The sequence below is a fragment of the Mycobacterium sp. TH-M25 genome, from assembly GCF_057473665.1.
The window spans coordinates 1-2629 of record NZ_JBYCLA010000248.1; the positions used below are offsets into that span (position 1 = coordinate 1).

General features: G+C 63.8%; 3 protein-coding genes and 1 pseudogene. 1 reads left to right on the forward strand and 3 read right to left on the reverse strand.

From position 1 onward, the window contains the following. Positions 1–706 (reverse strand): glycoside hydrolase family 6 protein (locus tag AC2VOU_RS08320; RefSeq protein ID WP_486956945.1); only part of this gene is annotated, 706 nt, incomplete at its 3' end. Between the two features lie 309 nt (positions 707–1015). Between AC2VOU_RS08320 and AC2VOU_RS08325 the strand changes: the two genes are divergently transcribed. Then, entirely contained in the window at positions 1016–1831 is an 816-nt protein-coding gene (locus tag AC2VOU_RS08325) for a polysaccharide deacetylase family protein (protein WP_156166414.1), read from the forward strand. Positions 1832–1833: 2 nt separating this feature from the next. On the opposite strand, the pseudogene AC2VOU_RS08330 reads toward AC2VOU_RS08325, so the two are convergent. Together AC2VOU_RS08330 and AC2VOU_RS08335 are read right to left on the reverse strand one after the other, a co-directional pair. Then, positions 1834–2022: pseudogene (locus tag AC2VOU_RS08330) on the reverse strand (GNAT family N-acetyltransferase); the annotation flags it as partial. 22 nt (positions 2023–2044) lie between these two features. After that, positions 2045–2629: acyl-CoA dehydrogenase family protein (locus AC2VOU_RS08335; protein WP_486956946.1), on the reverse strand; the 585-nt coding region annotated here is incomplete at its 5' end.

Consider the following 2629-nt stretch of genomic DNA (forward strand, 5'->3'; position numbering starts at 1 on the left):
CGGTGGTGAAGAAGTTCGCGATGTTGAGGCTAAATCCCCGCGCGCGAGCAACACCGACCTGATTGAGCCTGGCAGCCATGTCCTCGGCGCTATGCCAACGCAAGTGACCACCGTCGACGTACACGGCCGTGGCCGGATTGCGGGTCAGCGTATCGACGGCGTAGCGAATCAAGTCGTAGCGTTCTTGGCGCTGGTCAGCCGAGAGGCAGTCGGCCATGGCGAGTGCATCGGGCTCGACAATGATCGCCGTCCGCGAAGCGCCCACGTCGGATGCGATACCGTCGATCCACGCGCGGTATTCGCCGGCCGACCCGAAACCGCCCGCAGCGAAGCTGCCACAGTCGCGGTGGGGGATTCCGTAAAGCGTCAGAACCGGGATGGCGCCAGCAGCCGCCGCGTCACCGGTGTACTTCGCGACCGTGGCTGCCGAAGAGCCCGGGACGATCCAGTACGCCTGCGGCGTGTTGGCGATGGCGGTCAACTCGGGACTCGGCGGATCGGCATGCTGCGCGGCGCGCATAGCCGCTGAGTTGGGATTGACGTAGAAGGGCATGCCGGCAAACGGGTTGGCATCACCGGCCAAGCGCACCGCCGGGGCGGGACCGACCGGCACCGGGTCGGCAAGAAAACCTATGCCGGCAACGGCCGCAACCGTTAGGAAAGGGGCAACCCACCGCGCGACTGCACCAGCAGCTGAGAACATCACCCCAGGAAATTAGCGTTCCAGCACGTTGAGCGCCAAATCGTCGACGGCAGGTGATGGCTGCGATCGGCTTTGGCACCATAGCGGCGTCGTGGTGCTCAGATTCCCCCCCACGGTCAATGCTCTCTGAATTTCTAATGGCCCGTTATCCTTCGACGGTAATCCGCAGCTGACCTGCCGGAACTAATCCGGCATATTGGCCCTGCTGGTGGTACGGTTCGCTGCTGTGGAGACGGACTGTGGCGGCATGGGCATCCCGCCAGCGGGCTTGCCGGATCCGTCATGGTGCGCACGTGTGATCGAGGCCATGCCGTGTCAGAGCTAAACCGGCGTCGTTTCTTAGGCACGCTCGCCGCGGCCACTGTGGCCGGCGTCGGCGCAGCACGCCTCGTGGTCAACCCGCAACCGCGAACATTCGCCCAAGCTCCGGTGGCTGCCGAGCTGACGACGGCTCCCAGCGCCACGGGCTTATTGCCGCCGCCACCAACGAGTGCCCGCATCCGGCTGCCTGGCGGCGGCGCGCTATCGAAGCTCCCGGGTCGTGGCGATCTGCTCGCACTTACCGTCGACGACGGCGTCAACAGCGAGGTGGTGCGTGCCTACACGCAGTTCGCCAAAGACACCGGGATACGGCTGACGTTTTTCGTCAATGGGGTCTACGACTCCTGGACCGACAACCTGTCGATGTTGCGACCGTTGGTGGAATCTGGCCAGATCCAACTCGGCAACCACACCTGGTCTCACCCGGATCTGACGGCAATGACGAAGAGCGAGATCGCCAAACAGCTCACCCGCAACGACGACTTCCTGAAGAAGAACTACGGGATCGGCGCGAAACCATACTGGCGCCCACCGTATGCCAAGCACAACGCCACTATTGACGCGGTGGCCGCCGACCTCGGCTACACCGTGCCAACCCTATGGTCAGGTTCGCTGTCGGATTCCACGTTGATCACCGAGGACTACATCGTCAAGATGGCCGACGAGTACTTCACCCCGCAAGCCATCGTGATCGGACACCTCAACCACCTACCGGTCACCCACGTCTACCCGCAACTCGTCGACATCATCCGCTCGCGAAATCTTCGCACCGTCACCCTCAACGACGTATTCCTCAAAACCCCGTAGAACGCGGCAGCTGTGCCGACGAGTTGTGCACCGACGAATGCTGCGACGGTACGGCCGGGTTCGAGCAGCTCTGCGATCTGGCCGGGCTTGAGATTCGGCAGGGGCGGCAACCCGACCATGGCGGTGCGAAACACGTGCGCCGCGGCAGTAAGGTCATCCTCGCTGTCGAGAACCCGGATCTCGGCCGTCATGCCGCCATCATGGTGGGTGGGCTCAGCGGATGGACAGGCCCGTCAACGCCCGCGAAACCACCAGGCGCTGGATTTCGCTGGTGCCCTCGAAGATCGTGAAGATCTTGGCGTCGCGGTGCATCCTCTCCACGGGGTAGTCGCGGGTGTACCCATTGCCGCCCAGGATCTGGATGGCTTCGTCGGTGACATAGACCGCGGTCTCGCTGGCCACCAGCTTGGCCATCGAGCCCTCCGCCGAGTCGAAGCTCTGGTTATTTCTCGCCATCCAGCCAGCCCGCCACACCATCAGACGAGCCGCGTCGATCCGGCATTTCATATCTGCCAGCTTGAACGCGACCGCCTGGAATTCACCGATCTTGCGTCCGAATTGCTCACGCTGGCAAGCATATTCGAGAGCATATTCATAGGCGGCTCGGGCCACTCCGACAGCCATCGCGCCGACAGTGGGCCGAGTGCGCTCGAAGGTCTTCATCGCTGCCTGCCCACCCGCGGAGGCACCGGATTTGACCCGGGCGATCCGAGCGTCGAACTTGTCCCGGCCGCCGAGGATGTAGTCCTCGGGCAGTCGGACGTCGTCGAGCACCACCTCGGCGGTGTGTGACGCGCG